The 21207-nt window shown below is 71.6% G+C and carries 17 protein-coding genes, 1 rRNA gene and 1 pseudogene; 15 read left to right on the plus strand and 4 right to left on the minus strand.

The window, feature by feature from the left end:
* Positions 1-11: 11 nt before the first annotated feature.
* The 6 genes from rsmA (at position 12) to rrf (ending at position 7136) form a co-directional block, all read left to right on the plus strand.
* A complete protein-coding gene (rsmA, locus tag DRB89_RS35080; protein ID WP_112454120.1) occupies positions 12-851 on the plus strand; it encodes a 16S rRNA (adenine(1518)-N(6)/adenine(1519)-N(6))-dimethyltransferase RsmA in 840 nt (279 codons plus the stop codon).
* The gene (locus tag DRB89_RS35085) at positions 848-1747 is read left to right on the plus strand and encodes a 4-(cytidine 5'-diphospho)-2-C-methyl-D-erythritol kinase (RefSeq protein ID WP_112452069.1); all 900 of its coding nucleotides are present in this window, start codon (positions 848-850) and stop codon (positions 1745-1747) included. Before rsmA ends, DRB89_RS35085 begins: the two co-directional genes overlap by 4 nt.
* A gap of 47 nt (positions 1748-1794) precedes the next feature.
* Positions 1795-3150 (plus strand): acyltransferase family protein, encoded by a 1356-nt coding sequence (locus DRB89_RS35090; protein WP_112452070.1) that lies wholly within the window; start codon positions 1795-1797, stop codon positions 3148-3150.
* Positions 3151-3178: 28 nt separating this feature from the next.
* Entirely contained in the window at positions 3179-4978 is a 1800-nt protein-coding gene (locus tag DRB89_RS35095) for an ABC-F family ATP-binding cassette domain-containing protein (RefSeq protein ID WP_112452071.1), read from the plus strand.
* Between the two features lie 153 nt (positions 4979-5131).
* Positions 5132-6844: a PQQ-binding-like beta-propeller repeat protein gene (locus tag DRB89_RS35100; RefSeq protein WP_112452072.1), complete on the plus strand. Its 1713-nt coding sequence runs from the start codon at positions 5132-5134 to the stop codon at positions 6842-6844.
* A gap of 174 nt (positions 6845-7018) precedes the next feature.
* Positions 7019-7136, plus strand: a 5S ribosomal RNA gene (rrf, locus tag DRB89_RS35105).
* Positions 7137-7253: 117 nt separating this feature from the next.
* On the opposite strand, the gene DRB89_RS35110 is transcribed toward rrf, so the two are convergent.
* Together DRB89_RS35110 and DRB89_RS35115 are read right to left on the minus strand one after the other, a co-directional pair.
* Complete coding sequence (locus DRB89_RS35110; protein WP_112449461.1) at positions 7254-7589, minus strand: hypothetical protein; 336 nt, start codon at positions 7587-7589, stop codon at positions 7254-7256.
* Positions 7590-7644: 55 nt separating this feature from the next.
* Complete coding sequence (locus tag DRB89_RS35115) at positions 7645-7971, minus strand: GYD domain-containing protein (RefSeq protein ID WP_112453532.1); 327 nt, start codon at positions 7969-7971, stop codon at positions 7645-7647.
* 277 nt (positions 7972-8248) lie between these two features.
* On the opposite strand from DRB89_RS35115, the pseudogene DRB89_RS35120 reads away from it, so the two are divergent.
* The 8 genes and pseudogenes from DRB89_RS35120 to DRB89_RS35155 form a co-directional block, all read left to right on the plus strand.
* Positions 8249-8887: pseudogene (locus tag DRB89_RS35120) on the plus strand (HAD family hydrolase); the annotation flags it as partial.
* Positions 8888-9036: 149 nt separating this feature from the next.
* Positions 9037-10257 (plus strand): MFS transporter, encoded by a 1221-nt coding sequence (locus DRB89_RS35125; protein ID WP_112449463.1) that lies wholly within the window; start codon positions 9037-9039, stop codon positions 10255-10257.
* Positions 10208-11377 (plus strand): acetoin utilization protein AcuC, encoded by a 1170-nt coding sequence (locus DRB89_RS35130; protein ID WP_112449464.1) that lies wholly within the window; start codon positions 10208-10210, stop codon positions 11375-11377. The genes DRB89_RS35125 and DRB89_RS35130 overlap by 50 nt, the downstream gene beginning before the upstream one ends.
* A 104-nt stretch (positions 11378-11481) precedes the next feature.
* On the plus strand, positions 11482-12312 hold the full coding sequence (locus DRB89_RS35135; protein ID WP_112453533.1) for a phosphatase: 831 nt from the start codon (positions 11482-11484) through the stop codon (positions 12310-12312).
* A gap of 114 nt (positions 12313-12426) precedes the next feature.
* Positions 12427-12636 (plus strand): helix-turn-helix domain-containing protein, encoded by a 210-nt coding sequence (locus DRB89_RS35140; protein ID WP_162688852.1) that lies wholly within the window; start codon positions 12427-12429, stop codon positions 12634-12636.
* Between the two features lie 162 nt (positions 12637-12798).
* The gene (locus tag DRB89_RS35145; RefSeq protein WP_003948845.1) at positions 12799-12897 is read left to right on the plus strand and encodes an AURKAIP1/COX24 domain-containing protein; all 99 of its coding nucleotides are present in this window, start codon (positions 12799-12801) and stop codon (positions 12895-12897) included.
* Positions 12898-12992: 95 nt separating this feature from the next.
* On the plus strand, positions 12993-14084 hold the full coding sequence (locus tag DRB89_RS35150; protein WP_112453534.1) for an NAD-dependent epimerase/dehydratase family protein: 1092 nt from the start codon (positions 12993-12995) through the stop codon (positions 14082-14084).
* Complete coding sequence (locus tag DRB89_RS35155; RefSeq protein ID WP_112449466.1) at positions 14084-15070, plus strand: lysophospholipid acyltransferase family protein; 987 nt, start codon at positions 14084-14086, stop codon at positions 15068-15070. The genes DRB89_RS35150 and DRB89_RS35155 overlap by 1 nt, the downstream gene beginning before the upstream one ends.
* Positions 15071-15468: 398 nt before the next feature.
* On the opposite strand, the gene DRB89_RS35165 is transcribed toward DRB89_RS35155, so the two are convergent.
* Positions 15469-15957, minus strand: a complete 489-nt coding sequence (locus DRB89_RS35165) for a hotdog fold thioesterase (protein ID WP_112449756.1) — start codon at positions 15955-15957, stop codon at positions 15469-15471.
* 63 nt (positions 15958-16020) lie between these two features.
* Entirely contained in the window at positions 16021-18309 is a 2289-nt protein-coding gene (locus tag DRB89_RS35170; RefSeq protein ID WP_112453591.1) for an FdhF/YdeP family oxidoreductase, read from the minus strand.
* 141 nt (positions 18310-18450) lie between these two features.
* Here DRB89_RS35170 and polA point away from each other — a divergent pair, with 141 nt between their 5' ends.
* Positions 18451-21174 carry a DNA polymerase I gene (gene polA, locus DRB89_RS35175; RefSeq protein WP_112449755.1) on the plus strand — a complete coding sequence of 908 codons (2724 nt, stop codon included), beginning with the start codon at positions 18451-18453 and terminating at the stop codon, positions 21172-21174.
* Positions 21175-21207: the final 33 nt, after the last annotated feature.

Consider the following 21207-nt stretch of genomic DNA (forward strand, 5'->3'; position numbering starts at 1 on the left):
GCGCGGCCGACATCCGGGAGCTGGCCGCCGTACTCGGCGTGAAGCCGACGAAGCAGAAGGGCCAGAACTTCGTCATCGACGCCAACACGGTGCGCCGCATCGTGCGCACCGCCGAGGTCCGCCCGGACGACGTGGTCGTCGAGGTCGGACCCGGCCTAGGCTCGCTGACGCTCGCCCTGCTCGAAGCCGCGGACCGGGTCGTCGCCGTCGAGATCGACGACATCCTCGCCGCCGCGCTGCCCGCCACCATCGAGGCCCGCATGCCGCGGCGCAAGGACCGCTTCGCGCTGGTCCACTCCGACGCGATGCTCGTGACCGAGCTGCCCGGCCCGGCGCCGACCGCACTCGTCGCGAACCTGCCGTACAACGTGGCCGTGCCGGTGCTGCTGACCATGCTCGACCGCTTCCCCAGCATCGAGCGGACCCTGGTCATGGTGCAGGCGGAGGTCGCCGACCGGCTCGCCGCCAAGCCCGGCAACAAGGTGTACGGAGTCCCCTCCGTCAAGGCCAACTGGTACGCGGACGTCAAGCGGGCCGGCTCCATCGGCCGCAACGTCTTCTGGCCCGCGCCGAACGTCGACTCCGGGCTCGTCTCCCTGGTCCGCCGGGCGGAGCCCGTCAAGACCACCGCGTCCAAGGCCGAGGTCTTCGCGGTCGTCGACGCCGCCTTCGCCCAGCGCCGCAAGACGCTGCGCGCGGCGCTGTCCGGCTGGGCCGGATCGGCGCCGGGCGCCGAAGCCGCGCTCGTCGCGGCCGGGATCTCCCCGCAGGCCCGCGGCGAATCCCTGACCGTCGAGGAGTTCGCGGCGATCGCCGAGCACAAGCCCGCGCCGCTGAGGCCCGCGCTGTGAGCGTGACGGTACGGGTCCCCGCGAAGGTCAACGTCCAGCTCGCGGTGGGCGCGGCGCGGCCCGACGGCTTCCACGACCTGGCGAACGTCTTCCTGGCCGTGTCGCTGTACGACGAGGTCACCGCGGCGCCCGCCGACACCCTGAAGGTCACCTGCACCGGCCCCGACGCGGACAAGGTCCCCCTGGACCGCACCAACCTCGCCGCCCGGGCCGCCGAGATCCTCGCGGCCCGCAGCGGGCTGACCCCCGCCGTCCACCTCCACATCGACAAGCGCATCCCGGTGGCCGGCGGCATGGCCGGCGGCAGCGCGGACGGCGCCGCCGCCCTCCTGGCCTGTGACGCGCTGTGGGGCCTGGACACCCCGCGCGAGGACCTCCTCGCCCTCTGCGCGGAGCTGGGCAGCGACGTGCCGTTCAGCCTGGTCGGCGGGGCGGCGCTCGGCACCGGCCGCGGCGAGATCCTGACCCCGGTGGCCGCCGGAGCCTTCCACTGGGTGTTCGCCGTCGCCGACGGCGGGCTCTCCACCCCGGCGGTGTTCCGCGAGTTCGACCGCCTCACCGCGGACACCGGGGTCCCCGCCCCGCAGGCCTCCCCGGCGCTGCTCGCGGCCCTGGCCTCCGGCGACCCGGACGCGCTGGCCGCCACCCTGGCCAACGACCTCCAGCCGGCCGCCCTGTCGCTGCGCCCGCGGCTGGCCGACACCCTGGCCGCCGGCACGGACGCCGGAGCCCTGGCCGCCCTGGTCTCCGGCTCGGGCCCGACGACGGCCTTCCTGGTCCGCGACGCCGAGTCCGCGGCGAAGGTGGCGGCGGCCCTCGACGCCTCGCCGACCTGCCGCAGCACCCACGTGGCCACGAGCCCGGCCCCGGGTGCGACGGTACTCAGCCCGGGCTGAGTAGCCGCGCCCTGTCGCGGCCCCGGCCCGCGCGGGAGCGTAGGGGCATGGGAGCCAGCGCAAGCGAAATCGCCGCCGCCACCCCCGCCACGCGGGACCGGTACGTCGACCTGCTCAGGGTCGCCTCGCTCGGGACCGTCATCGCCGGACACTGGCTGATGGCCGCCGTCAGCACCGGCGGCATGGGAAACCTGCTCGCGATCGTGCCGCCGCTCCAGGTCCTCACCTGGGCGCTGCAGGTCATGCCGGTGTTCTTCTTCGTCGGCGGGTTCTCCCACGCGCTCTCCCACCGCTCCCTCGCCCGCACGGCCGACGGCCCCGTCTACGCCGCCTTCCTGCGGGCCCGGCTCCGACGGCTGCTGCGGCCGACCCTCGTCTTCGTCGCCGTCTGGACCGCCGCCGCCCTCACCGCGCAGCTGCTCGGAGCGGGCGGCGGGAACCTGTCCGGGGCCGCGTTCAGGCTGGTCACGCAGCCCCTGTGGTTCATCGGGATCTACCTCGCGATGGTCGCCCTCACCCCGCCCCTGCTCGCGCTGCACGAGCGGCACGGCTGGGCCGCCTTCGCCGCGCTGGCCGCGGCCGCCGCCGCCGTCGACGTCCTGCGGTTCGCCGGAGGCGTCCCGTACGCGGAGTTCCTCAACTTCGCCTTCGTCTGGCTGGCCGTCCACCAGCTCGGCTTCCTGCGCGCCGACGGCCGCATCCGCCGCCCCGGCGCGCTGGCCGCCGCCGGACTGGCCGGGGCGCTCGCGCTGGTGGCGTACGGGCCGTACCCCCTCTCCATGGTCGGGATGCCCGGCGAGAAGGTCTCCAACATGGCCCCGCCCACCCTCGCCCTGCTCGCCCACGCGCTCTGGCTCGTGGGCGCCGTCGAACTGCTCAGGGCACCCGCCGCCGCGTGGCTGGCCCGGCCCCGCGTCTGGCGCGCCGTGGTCAGCGCCAACGGGGTCGCCATGACCGCCTTCCTCTGGCACCTCACCGCCATGCTCGCCGTCTACGCCGCCCAGCTCGGCCTGGGCATCCCCCTGCCCGAGCCCGCCGGAGCCGCCTGGTGGGCCCAGGTGCCCGTCAGGTTCCTCGCGGCCGCCGTGCTGACCTGCGTACTGGTCGCGGTGTTCCGGCGCTTCGAGGCCCCCGGCCCGCGCGCCCCGGCCGCGGATCGGTCCCAGGATCCGGCCCCGGCCCCCGCCGCGGGTTCCGGACCCCGCGCCGCCGCCGGCACCGTGCTCTGCCTGCTCGGCGTCCTCGGCCTGTCCGTGACCGGTCTCGGCGGACTCCTGGACGGGCACAGCGCCACCCTGATCGCCCTCCCGGTCACCGCGCCCGCCGCGATCGCCATGGCCCTCGGCGGGTGGCTCCTGGTGGAACGGTCCGGCACTTCGCGGAGGGTTAGGCTGAGGGGCTGATCCACACCCCTTCCCTGGAGCGCTCCTGATGGCCGTCAACCTGGTCAATGTCGAGGCAGTCAGCAAGGTGTACGGCACCCGTACCCTGCTCGACGGCATCTCCCTCGGCGTATCCGAGGGGGACCGGATCGGTGTCGTCGGCCGCAACGGCGATGGCAAGACCACCCTCATCCGCATGCTCGCGAAACTGGAGGAACCCGACACCGGCCGGGTCACCCAGTCGGGAGGCCTGCGGATGGGCGTGCTCACCCAGCACGACTCCCTGGACCCCAAGGCCACCGTCCGGCACGAGATCATCGGAGACATGGCCGACCACGAGTGGGCCGGCAACTCCAAGATCCGCGACGTCCTGACCGGACTCTTCGGCGGCCTCGACCTGCCCGGCTTCGGACAGGGCCTCGACACCGTCATCGGCCCGCTCTCCGGCGGCGAGCGCCGGCGCATCGCGCTCGCCCAGCTGCTCATCGCCGACCAGGACCTCCTCGTACTCGACGAGCCCACCAACCACCTCGACGTCGAGGGCATCTCCTGGCTGGCCAAGCACCTCCAGGAGCGCCGCTCCGCGCTCGTCTGCGTCACGCACGACCGGTGGTTCCTGGACCAGGTCTGCACCCGCATGTGGGACGTCCAGCGCGGCGAAGTCCACGAGTACGAGGGCGGCTACAGCGACTACGTCTTCTCCCGCGCCGAGCGCGACCGCATCGCCGCGACGGAGGAGTCCAAGCGGCAGAACCTGATGCGCAAGGAGCTCGCCTGGCTGCGCCGCGGCGCCCCGGCCCGGACCTCCAAGCCCCGCTACCGCATCGAGGCCGCCAACGAGCTGATCGCCGACGTGCCGCCGCCGCGCGACAAGTCCGAGCTGATGAAGTTCGCCAACGCCCGCCTCGGCAAGACCGTGTTCGACCTGGAGGACGTGACCGTCCAGGCCGGGCCCAAGACCCTCCTCAAGCACCTCACCTGGCACCTGGGCCCCGGCGACCGCGTCGGCCTCGTGGGCGTCAACGGCGCCGGCAAGACCTCCCTGCTGCGGGCCCTCGGCGAGGCCGCCCGCACCCAGGGCGAGGTCCAGCCGGCCGCCGGCACGGTGACCGTGGGCAAGACCGTCAAGCTGGCCTACCTCTCTCAAGAAGTCGGCGAGCTCGACCCGTCCCTGCGCGTCCTGGAGGCCGTCCAGCGCGTCCGCGACCGGGTCGACCTCGGCCAGGGCCGCGAGATGACGGCAGGCCAGCTGTGCGAGCAGTTCGGCTTCACCAAGGAGAAGCAGTGGACGCCGGTCGGCGACCTCTCCGGCGGCGAGCGGCGCCGGCTGCAGATCCTGCGCCTGCTGATGGACGAACCCAACGTCCTGTTCCTCGACGAGCCCACCAACGACCTCGACATCGAGACCCTGACCCAGCTGGAGGACCTCCTCGACGGCTGGCCCGGCTCGATGATCGTGATCTCGCACGACCGGTTCTTCATCGAGCGCACCACCGACACGGTGATGGCCCTGCTCGGCGACGCGAGCCTGCGGATGCTGCCGCGCGGCCTGGACGAGTACCTGGAGCGCCGCCGCAAGATGATCGACGCGGCCGCCCCGGCGCCCGCGCCGGCCGCCGCGGGCAAGTCCTCGGCCTCCGGGGACGCGCGCGCCGCGAAGAAGGAGCTGCAGAAGATCGAGCGGCAGCTCAACAAGATGTCGGACCGCGAGACCAGCCTGCACGCCCAGATCGCCGAGAACTCCACCGACTTCGACAAGGTCGCCAAGCTCGACGCCGAGCTGCGGGAACTCATCTCGAACCGGGACGAGTTGGAGATGCGCTGGCTGGAGCTCGCCGAGGAGGCGTGAGTTCCGGGGGCACCCCGCCCCAACTGGCCGGATAACGGCGGCATCACGGGCCGGTCCTCCCTTGGGCACAGGGGCGGGACCGGCCCGGCCACTTCTTCCCGTCAGTGATAGAAAGGGCATCCTCCGACCACCCGACGCCGAAGGTATGCGCTGATGACCGAGCCGCCCCAGCCGCCGAACCAGCCGCCGACACCTTCCGGTTACGGGCACCTGCCCGGGCCGCCGCAACCGGGCTACGGCTACCCGCAGCAAGGCGAGAACCCGTACGCCCAGCAGCCGCAGCCGCAGCCGCAGCCGCAGCCGCAGCCGCAGCAGCCGCCGCAGCAGGGCGCGCCGCAGGGCCCGTACGGCCAGCAGCCGCCCGGCGGCTACGGCTTCCCGCCGCCGCCCCCGAACATGCCGCCCGGCGCCCCCGGTGCCCCCGGCATGCCGCCGGCGCCGCCCGGCAAGCCGAACAAGAAGCTCGCCGTGGTGATCGCGGCCGCCGTCGCCGGCGTGCTCGTCCTCGGCGTCGGCGGCTACTTCGCCTTCGTCAAGGACGACGGCAAGGTCAAGGACCAGCCCGTGGCGCAGGACTCCACCGCGCCCGCCGACGACAAGGCCTCGCCCTCGCCCTCCGTGGACAAGGGCGACGGCAGCGGCAACGGCAGCGGCGACGAGGAAGACCTCAACGCCGGCCGCAAGCAGGGCGAGGACAAGGTCCTCTGGTTCAAGACCAGCAAGATCGACGGTCCCGGCTCGGGCGTCGACTCCAAGGGGCAGTGGATCGTCGGCGACACCGTCGTCAAGACGGTCTGGAAGTCGGTCTCGGGCTACGGCATCGCGGACGGCAAGGAGAAGTGGACCCTCACCCTCCCCACCCTGATCTGCGCAGTCACCGACCAGACCGCGGACGGCAAGACCGTCGTCCTGTACAAGGACGGCGAGTCCGACACCGCCACCTGCAACCAGATGCGGATGATCGACCTCAAGAACGGCAAGGAGGGGTGGTCGAAGGAGGTCCCGAAGGAAGGACTCTTCGACAGCTTCAGCGGCCCGGAGCTCGCGATCGCGGGGGACACCCTCGTCGTCAACCGGGTGGGCATGAGCAGCGCCTTCAAGGTCAGCACCGGGGACAAGCTCTTCGACAACAAGCGGGCCGAGGGCTGCCAGCCCGGTGACTTCGTCGCGCTCGACGGCAAGATGATCGCCATCGCGACCTGCCTGGACGCGGACAAGACCGTCGAGGTCATGGACGCCGACCTGGCCACCGGAAAGAACACCTGGACCTACAAGCTGCCCAAGGGCTTCCAGGTCAAGGCCGTCTACTCGCTGGACCCGATCGTCCTCGACCTCGGCAAGACCGAGGGCAAGGAGCGCTCCATCGTGGTCCTGGGACCCGACGGCAAGCAGCGCACCACCGTCTCGGGCGAGGGCAGTTTCCCCGTCGGCTGCGGCGGATCCTTCGACCGGTCCCTGCAGGGCTGCGGCTCCTCGCGGGTCGACGCCAACACCCTCTACCTGTCCACCTCGGTCGACGACAACAAGGCGAACGAGGTCGTCGCCTTCGACCTGGGCACCGGCAAGGAGAAGTGGCGCACCCCGGCCGGCGAGGGCCGCACCCTCACCCCGCTCAAGGCGGCGGGCGGCCAACTGGTCGTCTACCGCAAGGCGGAGGGCGAGAGGGGCGGCGAGGTCCTCACCGTCCCGGCCGCCGGCGGCACCCCCACAGCCGTCCTGCGCAACCCCTCCGGCCCCGCGTCCACGGTGGAGAGCTCCTTCTACTCCCCGGTCATCGACTACGCGGACGGCCGGCTCTTCCTCTCGGCCTCCCACCTGCTCGCACAGAACAAGAACGAGAAGTTCCTGATGGTCTTCGGCAAGTGAGCGCTCCCCCTGAAGGCCGCGTTTCCCACGCAAGGAGATCCAGATGAGTACCCCGCCGCCCCCCAGCCAGCCGCCGTCCGGCGGTTTCGGCGCGCCGCAGGACCCCCCGCCGGGCGGCGGCTGGCTGGGGGGCGGCGGGGTACTCATCTGGATCTCCTTGCGTGGGAATAGTGTTTCGGTGGTCATAGCGTTAGGGAAACGCCCGGTTTACATTCCGAACCCGGAAGCTAAGCCTTTCAGCGCCGATGGTACTGCAGGGGGGACCCTGTGGGAGAGTAGGACGCCGCCGAACAATCATTGTGGGAAAGCCCCGCACCAGCCCTTTGGGGTTCGGTGCGGGGCTTTTCTGCGTTTACGGCCACATCGCCACCCCCGTACCGGCCGGCGGGTGACCCCGTCGAGCGCCTGGTCATGGCGGTGGGTTGGTCCCTCGGATGGTCTGCCAGCCGAAGCGCGGGGTGGCCGACGTCAGGAGTTGGATCCCTGTGCCCCGGAGGGTCACGAGTGCGGTGTGGACGGGGTCGAGTTCCCGGACCGGGCGTCCGAAGTAGGCGAGGATCTGCATCAGTTCCAGGTCGATGGCTTCTGCCGAGTCGCGGATCCGGTCGAAGCGGGCACCGCAGCGAACCGGCCCGAGCATGCAGCGTACGGTGGCGGTGACCTCGGCCGAGCTCACGATGGTGACCTGATCGATCTGCAGTTCCACCTCGACCACGTGACTGCCGAGGTTGAGGCGCTCGGTCATGCCGCCACCTCGGTGCGCTCGACCAGGAAGCCGGTCAGAGCATCGCCCCGGATCGCTATGTGCCCGGCGCCCGGTACTGGACTCGTTCGGCTTTGCACAGGGCATCCATGGTTTCTTCGACGGTCAGGAGGACTGTCGTCTCGAACGAGCTGAGCGCGCCGCCTCCGCCGATCGCCAGCGCGACCGCGGCCATGGACACGTTGTCGGGAGCCTCCCACAGGTTGTAGCCGTCGTGCGTGCCGAAGGCGTACCAGAAGCCGTGGAGCTTCCCGCCAACGGACTCGATGTACGACTGAGCAGCCTTTGAACGGTCTTCGGGGTGGGCGATCATCCTCGCCCAAGTCTCCGGTGTGTAGCTGAAGCTCGATAGATAGAGCGGCATCATGTCTCCCTTTCGTTCCACCAAGGGATGCCCCGGCGGGGCGGAAAACGCGCCGGATCCGGCCCGTGTATCCCCCGAACGCCCGCTGGACCGGGGTTCGCGCGGCGTGGTCGGGGATTCGGCGAGGCGGTCCGGGTGATGTCGGTTCCGCACCGCAATGGGTGACGGGCTCCTCGGGAAACAGGGCGCGGTGGGGAGCTCAGGATCTTTCGATGTCCTGCGGATGCCCGGCATGGGGTCCGGACGGATTTGCACTGACGGCTCGTAGGGTTGTCGCATGGGCTACGACCTCGTCATCTTCGACAACGACGGCGTGCTGGTGGACAGTGAGCCGCTCGCCAACAGCATCCTCGCCGGGTACCTGACCGAGCTGGGGCACCCGACCTCGTACGAGGAGTCGCTCCGCGACTACATGGGGGCCGCCGTGCACCGGGTGCACGACCTCGTGCTGGAGCGGACCGGGCAGTCGCTGCCGGGGGACTTCGACACGACGCTGCACGCCCGCACCTTCGCGGCCTTCGAGCGGGAGCTCAAGCCCGTGCCCGGTGTGGAGGGGGTGCTGGCGGCGCTGGTCGAGACCGGCACGGCGTACTGCCTCGCGTCCTCCGGGAGCCACGAGCGGATCCGGGTCGGCCACCGGGCGGCCGGGCTCGACGAGTGGTTCGAGGAGGAGTGGATCTTCAGCTCGGACGACGTCGGCAAGGGCAAGCCGGCCCCGGACCTGTTCCTGCACGCCGCCGACCAGATGGGCGTGGCCCCCGCCCGGTGCGTGGTCGTCGAGGACAGCCCACTGGGCGTCCAGGCCGCCCTCGCCGCGGGCATGGCCGTGTTCGGGTACACGGCGATGGTCCCCGCCGAGCGGCTGCCCGGCGCCACCGGGTACTTCGGCGACATGGGACAGCTGCTCGGGCTGCTCGGCCTGCAGGGCCACGAGAGCGGCCACGAGAGCCAGGGGGGCGGGTACCAGGGCGGCTACGCCGGCGGTCAGGGCGGTTTCAGTCACTGACCAGATCGATACGTGATCGCTCTACCCACCGGTAGGAGCGGCGCCTACGCTGTGCCGCCATGACAGCAGACGCGCGGCTGGGCCGCGGGCGCGGGGCGTTGGGGTTCAGCTTCTTCGTGCAGGGCGTGGCCTTCGCGCTCCTCGTGACGCGGATCCCCGCCATCCAGGACCGGTACGGGATATCCGACGGGCTGCTGCCCGTCTTCCTCGCCGCCGTGCCGATCCTCGCCGGGGTGTCCAGCGTCGTCACCGAGCACCTGGTCAAGCGTGTCGCGCCCAGCACCGTACTGCGGTGGGCGCAGCCGCTGGTCCTGCTGTCGCTGCTCGGGGTCGGCGCCGGCAGCGAGATGTGGCACGTGGCCCTGGCGCTCGGGGCGTTCGGGCTGTTCGTGGGCGCGCTCGACGCGTCGATGAACATGCTCGGCGTGAGCCTGCAGGCCGCGTACGGGCGAAGCATCATGCTGGGGTTCCACGCGGCCTACAGCCTGGGCGGCATCCTCGGCGCCTCCGCCGCGTGGGCGGGGGCGCACTGGCACCTCGACCTGTTCACCTCCTACCTGCCGGCCGTCGTGATCCTGCTGCCGCTCGCGCTCCTCGCCAGCCGCTTCTACGTGGACCAGGACGCCAAGGCGGCGGCGGCCGGCGCGGAGAAGGGGCTGGGCCCCGGCGGGTTCAAGCTGCTGCTGCCGCTGTGCCTGGTGATGGCGTGCGCGTACATCGGGGACTCGACGGTCTCGAACTGGAGCGCCAAGTACCTCCAGGACGTCCTCGGCTCCTCCGAACAGCTCGCGACCGTCCCCTACAACGTCTACATGGTGACCACCCTGCTCGGCCGGGCCGTCGGCGACCTCGGAGTGCGCCGCTTCGGGGCCGTGGCCGTCGTACGGATCGGGACGGTCGTCGCCGCCGGCGGGTTCGCGGTGGTCGCCGCGGCCCCCGGAGCGTGGGCGGGGATGCTCGGCTTCACCCTGCTGGGGATCGGGCTGTGCGTGATCGTGCCGCAGACCTTCGCCGCCGCGGGCAGGCTCTTCCCCCACGCTTCCGACACCGCGATCGCGCGGCTCAACATCTTCAACTACGTGGGGTTCCTGATCGGCGCGCCGCTCGTCGGCGGGATCGGGGACGTCTGGAACTACCGGGCCGCGATGCTCGTGCCGATGGTGCTCGTCCTCGTCACTCTTTTCCATGCCCGCTCGTTCGGTACGGGGACCGCCCGATACGGTGTCGGGCATGAGCGGCCGCGGGTTGTTGATGTGGGACGAGGCGGTAACGAAGTATGACTTCGGGCCTAGCCATCCGATGGACCCGGTGCGCCTGGCACTGACCATGGGCCTGGTACGGGCCTTCGGGCTCGACCGGGCGATGGAGGTGCGGGCCGGGCGGCAGGCCGGTGACTCCACGCTGCGGCTCGTCCACCGCGAGGACTACGTGGCGGCCGTGCGCGAGGTGTCCGCCGACCCCGGGGCCGCCGACGGCTCGTACGGGCTCGGGACCACCGACGATCCGGCCTTCCACGGGATGCACGAGGCGTCCGCGCTGATCGCCGGGCAGTCGGTGGCGGCCGCCGAGGCGATCTGGCGCGGCGAGGCCGACCACGCCGTGAACTTCGCCGGCGGGCTGCACCACGCGATGCCGGGCGGGGCGGCCGGGTTCTGCGTGTACAACGACGCGGCGCTGGCCGTCGCGCGGCTCCTCGAGCTCGGGGCCGAGCGCGTCGCGTACGTGGACGTGGACGTCCACCACGGCGACGGGGTGCAGGCGGCCTTCTGGGACGACCCGCGCGTGCTGACCGTGTCCCTGCACGAGCACCCGCGGACGCTGTTCCCGCAGACCGGCTGGCCGGAGGAGACGGGCGGGCCGGCCGCCGAGGGCTCGGCGGTGAACATCGCGCTGCCGGCCGGGACCGGGGACGAGGGCTGGCTGCGGGCCTTCCACGGGGTCGTGCCCGAGCTGCTGGCGGACTTCCGGCCGCAGGTGCTGGTGACCCAGCACGGGGCCGACACCCACTTCGAGGACCCGCTCGCGCACCTGGCCGTGTCGCTGGACGCCCAACGGGCGGTCCAGGAGGCCTGCCACGAGCTCGCGCACGCCCACGCGGACGGCCGCTGGCTGGCGCTCGGCGGCGGCGGGTACGCGGTCGTGGACGTCGTACCGCGCTCGTGGACGCACCTGGTGGCGATCGCCGGGCACAAGCCGATCGATCCGGAGACGGCGGTTCCGGCCTCGTGGCGCGACGAGGTGTACGCGAGGACCCGCCAGCTGGCTCCGGCACGGATGACGGACGGGCGGGTGCCGCAGTGGCCGGACTGGGATGCCGGTTACGATCCGGCGGACCGGATCGACCAGGCGGTCCTGGCCACGCGGCGGGCGGTGTTCCCGCTGCGCGGGATGCTCACCTGACGGGTGCGCGGATCTTGCCGCGGCGACGTCTGCCGTTACGCCAACGGTGGTGCGATTGCCGGTAATTGATGATCCGCCAGTTCGGTTGGGGCAGCATCGACAGCGTGTTGAGCACCGGCGCCCTGCGTGCGCATCTGCTGGCCGCCCGCCTGGCCGGGCCCGTCGCGACCTCCCGGGAGGAAAGCCTGCGCAGCTACCGGCTGTTCGCCGCGCGCGACCCCCGGGTGCTCCTCGGTCTGGATCCGGAATGGGGCTGGGGCGAGGGTGACCTGCTGAGGCTGATGGCGGACAAGTGCGGGGTCTCGGCGGATCCCGCGCACGTCAGCGGGCCGGACGTGATCGATCCGGAGCTCACGGTCGCGGGGCTCGACGCCTTCGCGGAGCGGCTGCGCGCGGCCGTGGCGGCGCGGGCACCCGTGCTGTTCGCGACGGGCCACCCGCACCGGCTCCTGGGCTTCTACGCCGCTTTGGCCGAGGCGGTGTCGGCGGCCGGATGTGATGTCCTCACTCCGGCGCGGGGGGCCGCCGTCGACATGCAGACCCGGTTCGGTCTACGCCCGCACCGCATCGATTACGTACGGGGGGTCGCACTGGTGCGGGAAGACGGCGTGCACCCGCCCGGGAGTGCGACCGGCGCGCACACCCATTCGCCGCTGCCGGTTCGGATCGCGCTCGGGGCGCTGGCGGAGGCCGGCGGGCCGCTGCCGGCGCTGGTGGTGGGGGACCACGGGTGGGTCTGCGGGGCAGGTCAGCTCGGTGTGGAGGCGATCGGGCTGGCCGACACGGATGATCCGGCGCTGTTCGTGGGGGAGGCCGAGGGGCGGGTGTCGGTGGTGGTTCCGCTTGATGACGCGGTGCGCGCGGACTACTACCGGCCCCTCACTCGCTATGTACTCAATCGGGCGAGTCTGTCGGGCCCGCAGGAGTGGCCGTAGCTCCTCTTCCCCACTCGTACCACACGCCCCTACTCTGGGGAGTGAGCGTGCGACGACGGGGCGTAACCGGAGGGGAAGCCGGTGCCCGTCATGCGCGGAAGGTCAAGGTGTGTCATGGCTGCTGGCGAGAGGCCTCTCAGTGAGGTTCAGTTCCTGACCGTGGCGGAGGTCGCCTCGGTGATGCGAGTGTCGAAGATGACCGTGTACCGACTGGTGCACAACGGTCATCTGCCCGCGATCCGGGTGGGCCGGTCCTTCCGGGTCCCCGAGAACGCGGTGCACGAGTACCTCCGCGAGTCCTTCGTGGGGGTGGAATCGGCCTGAGGACAAGGGTCGGGAGCCCGTGGAAGCCCTTCGGAGGCACCGGATTACAAGCTCAGAGCTCGGGCGGGTAGGCTAGGCCGACGTAGGTCGTGTGGGCCCAGACGCCCCGCACCGAGATCCCCGCTGACGCGGGGGTGTTCCGAGAAGTGAGCGAGGGTAGTCGTGGGCTCTGTTATCAAGAAGCGGCGTAAGCGGATGGCCAAGAAGAAGCACCGCAAGCTGCTCAAGCGCACCCGCGTGCAGCGCCGTAACAAGAAGTAAACGGCAGCTGTACGTGTTCTCCGCAGCCCCTCCACCATTCTGGTGGAGGGGCTGCGGTGCAGCCGGGGGACTTCTTCGAGGGAGGCGCTGAGCTCGTGGGGAAGGTCGTGCTCGTTACCGGGGCTGCCCGGCAGCTGGGAGGCCGTTTCGTACGGCGCATCCAGCGCGACCCGGAGGTCGAGCGGGTGATCGCGGTCGACGCGGTGACGCCGCCGCACCGGCTGGGATCGGCCGAGTTCGTCCGCGCGGACATCAGGCAGTCGGGCATCGCCCGGGTGCTGGCAGAGAACGCGGTGGACACGGTGGTCCACCTGGCGGTCACCGGGGGTGCCGCCACGGGAGCCGGATCCGGCTCCTACGCCACCGTCAAGGAAACCAACGTCATCGGGACGATGCAGCTCCTCGGAGCCTGCCAGAAGTCCCCGACGGTACGCAGGCTCGTGGTGAAGTCCAGTACCAGTGTGTACGGGGGCACCTCGCGGGATCCGGCCGTCTTCACCGAGACCACGCAGCCCAAATCCCTGCCCGCGGCCGGATTCGCCAAGGACGCCGTGGAGGTCGAGGGGTACGTACGGGGCTTCGCGCGCAGGCGCCCGGACGTCGCCGTGTGCGTCCTGCGGTTCGCGAACATCCTCGGCCCCTTCGCCGACTCCGCGCTCGCCGAGTACTTCTCCATGCCGCTGATCCCGACCGTGCTGGGCTACGACCCGCGCCTGCAGTTCGTCCACGAGGACGACGTGCTGGAAGTGCTCAAGCTCGCCGCGCAGGAACCCCAGCGCGGTGGCGGGACGTTGAACAGCGGGACGAGCGGGACCTTCAACATCGCCGGGGACGGGGTGCTGCTGCTCTCGCAGTGCGCACGCCGCCTGGGCAGGCCGGCGGTGCCGCTGCTGCTGCCCGCCGTGACCTGGGTGGGCTCGGCGCTGCGCGCGGTCGGGGCGACCGACTTCTCGCCCGAGCAGATAAGGCTCCTCACGCACGGGCGGGTCGTGCAGACCTCGCAGATGCGGGAGGTGCTGGGATTCGAGCCGATGTACACCACCGCCGAGACCTTCGCCGATTTCACGCGGAGCCGGGGGAGCGGGCTGCTGCCCCCCGAGCGGGTGGGCCGGGCCGTGGACCGGGTGGCCGGGCTGTTGAACGTAGAGGCCGGGACAGAGGCCGTGGCTGAGGGAGCGAAGCGATAGTGGCGGACGCCAAGGTCATCCCGTTCGACGAGGACCGGCCGCGGCGGCGGCCGCCCCGGCGGGTCCGCGTCGCCCCGGAGGCGGAGCCCGCGATGGAGCCGGCGGTCGCCGCGGCGCCCGAGCCGGAGCCCGCGCGCGCGGGCGGCGAGGGCTGGGACCGGCGGATCGCGGGCGGCCTGGCGTTCCTGCGGCGCCGGATCACCGGGGAGTACGAGGTCGACGACTTCGGCTACGACAAGGAGCTGACGGACCAGGTCCTGATGTCCTTGATGCGGCCGCTGTACGACAAGTACTTCCGGGTCGAGGTCAAGGGCATCGAGAACATCCCGAAGGAGGGCGGCGCGCTGATCGTGGCGAACCACTCCGGGACGCTGCCCCTGGACGGGCTCATGCTCCAGGTGGCCGTGCACGACCACCACCCCGCCGAGCGGCACCTGCGTCTGCTGGCGGCGGACCTGGTGTTCATGCTGCCCGTCGTCAACGAGCTCGCGCGCAAGGCCGGCCACACGCTGGCCTGCGCGGAGGACGCGCAGCGGCTGCTGGAGGCCGGGGAGCTGGTGGGCGTGATGCCCGAGGGCTTCAAGGGGATAGGGAAGCCGTTCGGCGAGCGGTACAAGCTCCAGCGCTTCGGGCGGGGCGGCTTCGTGTCGACCGCGCTGAGGGCCGGGACGCCGATCGTGCCCTGCTCGATCGTGGGGGCGGAGGAGATCTACCCGATGATCGGCAACGCGAAGACGCTCGCGCGGCTGCTGGGGATCCCGTACTTCCCGATCACGCCGACGTTCCCGCTGCTGGGTCCGCTCGGGGCGGTGCCGCTGCCGACGAAGTGGACGATCCAGTTCGGGGAGCCGATCCACACCGCGGGCTACGCGCCGGAGGCGGCGGAGGACCCGATGCTGATGTTCAACCTGACCGACCAGGTCCGGGAGCAGATCCAGCACACGCTGTACAAGCTGCTGGTGCAGCGGCGCTCCGTCTTCTTCTGACGCGCAGTTGGCGCGGAGTCGGCGCGCAGTAGCGGACGCGAGAGAGCAGCCGAGAAGCACCGACGGGGCTGGATCGTCCCGCCGGCGCTTCTCGGCTGCTCTCTCGCGTCACTCCCTGTGCGTCACTCCACGTCTTCCGCCTTGAGGCCCAGGCCCGGCAGGAGGCCGGGGAGCAGGGGCGGGAGGGTGATGTCCGGGTGCGGGTGCTCCGGAGATCCGGACGCCGCCGGGGTCGGCTGGCCCGCGGGCGGGTTTAGCAGATTGCGGGTCGCCGGGGGCGCAGCCGAGCGGTGCGGCGGCCAGCAGCGCCGCCGTCGCCGCCGCGGCCAAGGCGCGCCGCGGCGCCGGTCCGGATCCCATGCGGGAACGCTAGACCGGCGTCGCTGTGAGGGCAACGGCTAGTTGTTGCCGTCCTGTTGCGGGTTCAGGTCGCGCAGGAGGCAGGTGAGGCGGGCGGTGCAGACCCGGCGGTCCTGCTCGTCGGTGATGACGACCTCGTAGGTGGCGGTGGTGCGGCCCCGGTGTACGGGGGAGGCGACGCCGGTGACCAGGCCGGACCGTGCGCCGCGGTGGTGGGTGCAGTTCAGGTCGACGCCGACGGCGATCTTGGTGCTGCCGCCGTGCATCATCGCGCCGACCGAGCCGATGGTCTCGGCGAGGACGGCGGAGGCTCCGCCGTGCAGGAGTCCGTACGGCTGGGTGTTGCCCTCGACGGGCATGGTGGCGACGACGCGCTCGGCGGACGCTTCGAGGATCCGGATGTCCATCCGCTTGCCGAGGTCGCCCGCCGAGAAGAGCGAGGGCAGGTCGATGCCCAGGGCCGTGTACTCGTCGAGGACCTCCTGCGGGAACTTCACCGCGTGCTGCTCGCCCTGCTGCTCGCCCATGGGCCGACTCCGTTCGTCAACGTTCGTTAACCATCTTGTCCTGCTTGTACTAGGGGCGTTCTATCAGGCCGGCTCGAAGCGCACGACGACGGACTTGCTCGCCGGGGTATTGCTGGTGTCGGCGGTGGAGTCGAGCGGTACGAGGACGTTGGTCTCGGGGTAGTAGGCGGCGGCGCAGCCGCGGGCGGTCGGGTAGTGCACGACGCGGAAGCCGGGGGCGCGCCGCTCTACGCCGTCGTGCCATTCGCCGACGAGGTCGGTGTAGGAGCCGTCGGCGAGGCCGAGCTCGGCGGCGTCCTGGGGGTTGACCATGACGATGCGGCGGCCGCCGGTGATGCCGCGGTAGCGGTCGTCGAGGCCGTAGATGGTGGTGTTGTACTGGTCGTGGCTGCGCAGGGTCTGCAGCAGGAGGCGGCCCGCGGGGACGCGCGGGTACTCCACGGGGGCGGCGGTGAAGTTGGCCTTGCCGGTCTTGGTGGGGAAGCGGCGTTCGTCGCGCGGGGCGTGTGGCAGCCGGAAGCCGCCCGGGTGGGCGATGCGGGTGTTGAAGTCCTCGAAGCCGGGGACGACGCGGGAGATCCGGTCGCGGATGGCGGCGTAGTCCCGCTCGAACTCCTCCCAGGGGGTCGTGGAGGCCTCGCCGAGGACGGCGCGGGCCATGCGGGCCACGATCGCGGGTTCGGAGAGCAGGTGGGGGGAGGCGGGGGCGAGGTTGCCGCGGGAGGCGTGGACCATGCCCATGGAGTCCTCGACGGTGACGAACCGCGCTGTGCCCTTTTTGCCGGGGGCGGCGGCCTGGAGGTCCTTGTCGGTGCGGCCGAGGGTGGGCAGGATCAGGGCGCGCCGGCCGGTGACCGCGTGGGAGCGGTTGAGCTTGGTGGAGACGTGCACGGTCAGGGAGGCGCGGCGGATCGCGGCCTCGGTGACCTCGGTGTCGGGGGTGGCGCCGACGAAGTTGCCGCCCATGGCGAAGAGCACCTTGGCCTCGCCGTCGCGCAGGGCCTCGATGGAGCGGACGACGTCGAAGCCGTGCGCGCGGGGCGAGGTGATGCCGAATTCCTTGTCGAGGGCGTCGAGGAAGGCGGGCGCGGGGCGTTCGAAGATGCCCATGGTGCGGTCGCCCTGGACGTTGGAGTGGCCGCGCACGGGGCAGACGCCGGCGCCGGGGCGGCCGATGTCGCCGCGCAGGAGCAGCAGGTTGACCACTTCGCGGATGGTGGCGACGGAGTGCTTGTGCTGGGTCAGGCCCATGGCCCAGCAGACGATGGTGCGCTTCGAGGCCAGGACCATGGCCAGGGCGCGCTCGATCTCGGGGCGGGTCAGGCCGGTGGCGGTGAGGGTCTCGGCCCAGTCGGCTTCCTTGGCGGCGGCCGCGAATTCCTCGTACCCGTGGGTGTGCTCGCGGATGAACTCCTCGTCGGTGGCGCCGTCGGCCTCCAGGACGAGCTTGTTCAGGAGGCGGAAGAGGGCCTGGTCGCCGCCGATGCGGATCTGGAGGAAGAGGTCGTTGAGGGGGGTGCCCTTGAGCATGCCGAAGGGGTTCTGCGGGTTCTTGAACCGCTCCATGCCGGCCTCGGGCAGCGGATTCACCGAGATGATCTTCGCGCCGGCGGATTTGGCCTGTTCCAGCGCGGTCAGCATGCGCGGGTGGTTGGTGCCCGGGTTCTGGCCGGCGACGATGATCAGGTCGGCCTGGTGGAGGTCTTCGAGGGAGACGCTGCCCTTGCCGATGCCGATCGTCTCGTTCAGCGCGGAGCCCGAGGACTCGTGGCACATGTTCGAGCAGTCGGGGAGGTTGTTGGTGCCGAACTCGCGGACGAAGAGCTGGAAGAGGAAGGCCGCCTCGTTGCTGGTGCGGCCCGAGGTGTAGAAGAGGGCCTCGTCCGGGGAGCCGAGCGCCCCCAGCTCCTGCGCGATGATCTCGAAGGCCCGCTCCCAGCTCACGGCCTCGTACCGGTCGCCGCCCGGCGGCAGGTACATCGGCTCGGTGATCCGGCCCTGCTGGCCCAGCCAGTAGCCGGAGCGGGCGGCGAGATCGGCGAGCGGGTGCGCGGCGAAGAACGCGGGGGTGACCCGGCGCAGCGTGGCCTCCTCCGCGACGGCCTTGGCGCCGTTCTCGCAGAATTCGGCGGTGTGCCGCTTGTCGCCCTCGGGCCAGGCGCAGCCGGGGCAGTCGAAGCCGTCCTTCTGGTTGACCTTGAGGAGGGTGCGGGCCGTGCGGGCCAGGCCCATCTGCTGCTGCGCGACCTTCATGGTGTGGACGATGGCGGGCAGGCCCGCGGCCGCGTGCTGGGGGGGCGTCACCTGGGGTGCGTCCTGTACGGGATCCCCTACGGGCGGCTTGGTCGCCATGTCGCTCCCCTTCGAGCAGTCGAGCAGTCCCGCGTCGCAGCGGCAGTGCTGCACGAAAACGCGGATACACCTCGATCCTGTCACGGCCCCCGGACATCGCCGTCGCCGGAATTGTCACCGCGGCCGCCTAGGATCGGGGGCGTGGCAGATTCAGCATCGAAGAAGACCGACCAGCCGACCGCAGCGGACCGCCCCCGCCTGATGCTCATGGACGGGCACTCCCTGGCGTACCGGGCGTTCTTCGCGCTACCCGCGGAGAATTTCACGACCGCGACGGGGCAGCCGACCAACGCCATCTACGGGTTCGCGTCGATGCTGGCGAACACGCTGCGCGACGAGGCGCCCACGCACTTCGCGGTGGCGTTCGACGTCTCCCGCAAGACGTGGCGCTCGGCGGAGTTCCCGGAGTACAAGGCGAACCGCTCCAAGACCCCCGACGAGTTCAAGGGGCAGGTCGAACTGATCGGCGAGCTCCTCGACACGATGAACGTGCCGCGGTTCGCGGTCGACGGCTTCGAGGCCGATGACGTGATCGCGACGCTGGCCACGCAGGCCGAGGCCCTCGGGTTCGACGTGCTGATCGTCACCGGCGACCGGGACTCCTTCCAGCTGGTCTCCGAGCACACCACCGTGCTCTACCCGACCAAGGGCGTCTCCGAGCTGACCCGCTTCACCCCGGAGAAGGTCGAGGAGAAGTACGGGCTCACCCCCCAGCAGTACCCGGACTTCGCGGCGCTGCGCGGGGACCCGTCCGACAACCTCCCCGGCATCCCGGGCGTCGGCGAGAAGACCGCCGCCAAGTGGATCACCCAGTTCGGGTCGTTCGCGGAGCTCGTGGAGCGCGCCGAGGAGGTCAAGGGCAAGGCCGGGCAGAACTTCCGCGACCACCTGGACGCCGTGAAGCTCAACCGGGTCCTGACCGAGATGGTCAAGGACGTGGCCCTGCCCAAGACCCCGGCCGACCTGGCCCGCGTCGCCTACGACCGCTCGGCGATGCTCGGCGTCCTGGACGTACTGGAGATCCGCAACGCCTCGCTGCGCGAGCGACTGCTCGCCGTCGACCCGGGCGCGGCCGAGGAGCAGGCCCCGGCCCCGGCGGCGGCCGCCGTCGAGCTGGACGGTTCCGTGCTCGGCGCCGGCGAGCTCGCGCCGTGGCTGGAGGCCCACGCGGGCGCCCCGCTCGGCATCTCCACCGTCGACAGCTGGGCGCTGGGCAGCGGCAACGTCTCCGAGATCGCGCTGGCCTCGGCCGGGGGAGCCGCCGCCTGGTTCGAGCCGTCCGCGCTGGACGAGGCCGACGACCGGGCCTTCGCCGCGTGGGCCGCCGACGCCTCCAAGCCCAAGGTCGTGCACAACGCCAAGGGCCTGATGCGCGTCTTCCCCGAGCACGGCTGGACCCTGGCCGGGGTCGCCATGGACACCGCGCTCGCCGCCTACCTGGTCAAGCCGGGCCGGCGCTCCTTCGCGCTGGACGTGCTGTCCCAGGAGTACCTGCACCGGGAGCTGGCGCCCGCCGCCGCCGACGGGCAGCTCGCCTTCGGCGCCGACGACACCGCCGAGGCGGAGGCCCTGATGGCGCAGGCCCGCGCCGTCCTGGACCTCGGCGACGCCTTCGCGGTCAAGCTGCCCGAGGTGGGCGCAACCGAGCTGCTCCACGACATGGAGCTGCCCACCTCCGAGCTGCTGGCGCGGATGGAGCGGGCGGGCATCGCCGCCGACCAGGGCCACCTCGAGGCGATGGAGCAGCAGTTCGCCGCGGCCGTGCAGCAGGCGGTCAAGGAGGCGCACGCGGCGGTGGGCCACGAGTTCAACCTCGGCTCGCCCAAGCAGCTCCAGGAGGTGTTCTTCGGCGAGCTGGACCTGCCGAAGACGAAGAAGACCAAGACCGGCTACACCACGGACGCCGACGCGCTGGCCTGGCTGGCCACGCAGACCGACCACGAACTGCCCGTGATCATGCTCCGTCACCGGGAGCAGGCCAAACTGCGCGTGACCGTCGAGGGCCTGGTCAAGACGGTCGCCGCCGACGGCCGGGTGCACACCAGCTTCAGCCAGACCGTCGCCGCGACCGGCCGGCTGTCCTCCACCGACCCCAATCTGCAGAACGTGCCGGTGCGCACCGACGAGGGCCGGGCCATCCGCCGCGGCTTCGTCGTCGGCGAGGGCTTCGAGTCCCTCATGACCGCCGACTACAGCCAGATCGAGCTGCGCGTCATGGCGCACCTCTCCGAGGACGAGGGCCTGCTCGAAGCGTTCCTGTCCGGCGAGGACCTGCACACCACGGTCGCCTCCCAGGTGTTCGGGGTCGAGCGGTCCGCGGTCGATGCCGAGATGCGGCGCAAGATCAAGGCCATGTCCTACGGCCTGGCGTACGGGCTCTCCGCCTTCGGCCTCGCCCAGCAGCTGAACATCGAGCCCGGCGAGGCCCGCGGCCTGATGGAGACGTTCTTCGAGCGGTTCGGCGGGGTCCGGGACTATCTGGGCCGCGTCGTCGAGGAAGCCCGCGCCACCGGCTACACGGCGACGATCCTCGGTCGCCGCCGCTACCTGCCGGACCTCAACAGCGACAACCGTCAGCGCCGCGAGGCCGCCGAGCGGATGGCGCTGAACGCGCCGATCCAGGGCACCGCCGCCGACATCGTCAAGGTCGCGATGCTGCGGGTGGACAAGGCGGTCGCCGGGGCCGGCCTGAAGTCGCGGATGCTGCTCCAGGTCCACGACGAAATCGTGCTGGAGATCGCCCCCGGCGAGCGCGAGAAGGTGGAGGAGCTGGTGCGCCGCGAGATGGCCGCCGCCGTCGACCTGCGGGCCCCGCTGGACGTGTCCGTGGGCGTCGGCCCCGACTGGGAGTCCGCCGCGCACTGATCCCCGCGCCGTTCGGTCCGGGCAGCGCCCGTC

The organism is Streptomyces sp. ICC4 (assembly GCF_003287915.1).
In the GTDB taxonomy this organism is placed as follows: domain Bacteria; phylum Actinomycetota; class Actinomycetes; order Streptomycetales; family Streptomycetaceae; genus Streptomyces; species Streptomyces tritrimontium.

Excerpts from the sequence above, each read along its gene's own strand:
- DRB89_RS35170 (WP_112453591.1), bottom strand. The coding sequence starts at position 18,309 with ATGGCGACCAAGCCGCCCGTAGGGGATCCCGTACAGGACGCACCCCAG.
- DRB89_RS35100 (WP_112452072.1), top strand. The coding sequence starts at position 5,132 with ATGACCGAGCCGCCCCAGCCGCCGAACCAGCCGCCGACACCTTCCGGT.
- DRB89_RS35115 (WP_112453532.1), bottom strand. The coding sequence starts at position 7,971 with ATGCCGCTCTATCTATCGAGCTTCAGCTACACACCGGAGACTTGGGCG.
- DRB89_RS35130 (WP_112449464.1), top strand. The coding sequence starts at position 10,208 with ATGAGCGGCCGCGGGTTGTTGATGTGGGACGAGGCGGTAACGAAGTAT.
- DRB89_RS35125 (WP_112449463.1), top strand. The coding sequence starts at position 9,037 with ATGACAGCAGACGCGCGGCTGGGCCGCGGGCGCGGGGCGTTGGGGTTC.
- DRB89_RS35140 (WP_162688852.1), top strand. The coding sequence starts at position 12,427 with ATGGCTGCTGGCGAGAGGCCTCTCAGTGAGGTTCAGTTCCTGACCGTG.
- DRB89_RS35110 (WP_112449461.1), bottom strand. The coding sequence starts at position 7,589 with ATGACCGAGCGCCTCAACCTCGGCAGTCACGTGGTCGAGGTGGAACTG.
- DRB89_RS35095 (WP_112452071.1), top strand. The coding sequence starts at position 3,179 with ATGGCCGTCAACCTGGTCAATGTCGAGGCAGTCAGCAAGGTGTACGGC.
- DRB89_RS35090 (WP_112452070.1), top strand. The coding sequence starts at position 1,795 with ATGGGAGCCAGCGCAAGCGAAATCGCCGCCGCCACCCCCGCCACGCGG.
- DRB89_RS35165 (WP_112449756.1), bottom strand. The coding sequence starts at position 15,957 with ATGGGCGAGCAGCAGGGCGAGCAGCACGCGGTGAAGTTCCCGCAGGAG.